At 71.2% G+C, this 2,034-nt stretch carries 3 protein-coding genes; 2 read left to right on the plus strand and 1 reads right to left on the minus strand.

Annotated elements, in window-relative coordinates:
• Positions 1-160: HRDC domain-containing protein (locus ACM2XV_RS14770; protein WP_487027486.1), on the plus strand; the 160-nt coding region annotated here is incomplete at its 5' end.
• Positions 161-433: 273 nt separating this feature from the next.
• On the opposite strand, the gene ACM2XV_RS14775 is transcribed toward ACM2XV_RS14770, so the two are convergent.
• The gene (locus ACM2XV_RS14775; RefSeq protein ID WP_344776921.1) at positions 434-1,351 is read right to left on the minus strand and encodes an SDR family oxidoreductase; all 918 of its coding nucleotides are present in this window, start codon (positions 1,349-1,351) and stop codon (positions 434-436) included.
• Between the two features lie 73 nt (positions 1,352-1,424).
• Here ACM2XV_RS14775 and ACM2XV_RS14780 point away from each other — a divergent pair, with 73 nt between their 5' ends.
• Positions 1,425-1,985, plus strand: a complete 561-nt coding sequence (locus ACM2XV_RS14780) for a TetR/AcrR family transcriptional regulator (protein ID WP_487027485.1) — start codon at positions 1,425-1,427, stop codon at positions 1,983-1,985.
• Positions 1,986-2,034: the final 49 nt, after the last annotated feature.

The following is a 2,034-nucleotide window of genomic DNA, read 5'->3' on the forward strand; positions in this document are numbered from 1 at the left end:
GTCGGTGCCGGCCTACATCGTGTTCGGCGACGCGACGCTGCGCGCTGTGGCGGTCGCCCGGCCGGCGAGGCGCGAAGACCTCGAGGGCATCACGGGCATCGGCGCGAAGAAGCTCGAGCAGTACGGCGACGCGCTGCTCGAGGTCGTCGCGGCTGCCTAGATGAATGAGTCCGAGGGTCGACCTGGGGTTCATCTCGCGCGACGACATCAGCTGTCGTTTCGTCTCGCCCACCCTTCACGCGGCGACAAGCGATGTTGGAAAGCCCGCGGCATTCCAGCGTCTGTTGTCGCCGCCGCGAGGTCTGCACAGGGCTGAACGGCATCTACTGTCGCCGAGGGGCGACGACGGAGCGAGATCTGGGCCGCCAGCTCACTCCCAGCAGCGCCCTGCCCCCGTGGGCTCATTCTGAAGCGCGGGCTTCCTCTGGGCTGCTCAGCGCGTGAAGTAGAACCCCTCGGCGAGGTCCTCGAGCAGGCCGTTGTGGCTCGGCTCCCACTTCAGCAGCTCGCGCGTCTTGGCGCTCGAGGTCGGGTTGTCGATGCCGATGAAGGCGCCGACGAAGCCGTAGCGCGCCGCGGCCTCGTCCTGCGGCACGGGCGCGACGGGCACGCCGACGCCGCGGCCGATCGCCTCGGCGATCTGGCGGAACGGAATGCCCTCGTCTGCCGCGAAGTGCAGGGGGATGCCCGCGGGCAGGTCCTCCTTCTCGAGCGCGAGCCGGATGAGGTGCGCGGTGTCGAGGTTGTGCACCGCCGGCCAGCGATTGCTGCCGTCGCCGACGAAGCCGAAGGTGCCGTCTTCGCGCGCACCGGCGATGAGCGAGGGGATGAACCCGTGCAGGTCGGCCGGCCCGTGAACGGTCGGCGCGAAGCGGAGCGCCGCCGAGCGCACGCCGCGTGCGGCGAGGCCGAGCAGCTGCTGTTCGGTGACCGCGCGCGGGTTGCGCGCGTGCTCGGTGTCGATCGGGGCGTCTTCCGTTCCGACCTCGCCCGGCGCCGTCGAGCCCGCGAGCATCATGGTGCCCGAGGCGGCGAGGAACGGCTTCCCGGAGTCGGCGAGCGCCTCGCCGATCGCCGTGATCACCGCGCGGTCGGCGGCGATCGCCGCGCCGAAGTCGCCGTTGTCGTGCTTGAACGCGAGATTGACGACGGCGTCGGATTCCGCGGCGAGCTCCGCCAGCCGCGCCGTGTCGTCCATCGAGCCGACGATCGGGGCGCCGCCCAGCTTGGCGACGCGTTCCGCGCCGGCATCCGACCGCGCCAGCCCGACGACCTCGTGGCCCGCCGCGATCAGCTCGGCCGTGACGAGCTGGCCGATGTGCCCGCTCGCTCCCGTGACGAATACCTTCATGACTACCTCCATGTCAGGAACTGACATCACGATAGCACCGATGTCAGAAGGTGTCATCACCTAGAATCCAGCTATGGGACGTTGGAAGCCGGATGCGCGCGGGCGCCTCGCGCAGGCGGCGCTCGAGCTGTTCGTCGAGCGCGGCTACGAGTCCACGACGGTCGCCGACATCGCCGCGCGCGCGGGCGTGACCGAGCGCACCTTCTTCCGCCACTTCGCCGACAAGCGCGAGGTGCTGTTCGGCGACCCGGTCGAGTACAACGGCGTGTTCACGGATGCCGTCGCCGCGGCACCCGCCGATGCAAGCCCCCTCGACGCCGCGGCTCTCGCGCTGCGGGCCGCGGGGAAGTGGTTCGAGGGCCGGCACCCCTACGCGCGCCGCCGCGCCGCTGTGATCGCGGCGCACCCCGCGCTGCAGGAGCGCGAGCAGGTCAAGCGGCTGCACCTCACCGAGGCGATCGCGGCGGCGCTCGTCGCGCGCGGAACCGGCGAGGCGGCTGCGGCGCTCACGGCCGAGCTCACCAGCGTGGCGTTCCACCAGGCGTTCACCCGCTGGGTCACCGCAGACGAGGAATCCGATCTCGGCGATCTCGCCGTCGACGTCCTCGACGAGCTGCGCGCACTCGCGCGCTGAGCTCGCCCTCAGGCGAGATAGGTGAGGGCAGTCCCGGCGAACGCGACCA

The sequence above is a fragment of the Gryllotalpicola sp. CP2-P1 genome, from assembly GCF_057512245.1.

Bases quoted from the DNA above. Each gene is read 5' to 3' on its own strand.
- ACM2XV_RS14780 (WP_487027485.1), top strand. From the start codon at position 1,425: ATGGGACGTTGGAAGCCGGATGCGCGCGGGCGCCTCGCGCAGGCGGCG.
- ACM2XV_RS14775 (WP_344776921.1), bottom strand. From the start codon at position 1,351: ATGAAGGTATTCGTCACGGGAGCGAGCGGGCACATCGGCCAGCTCGTC.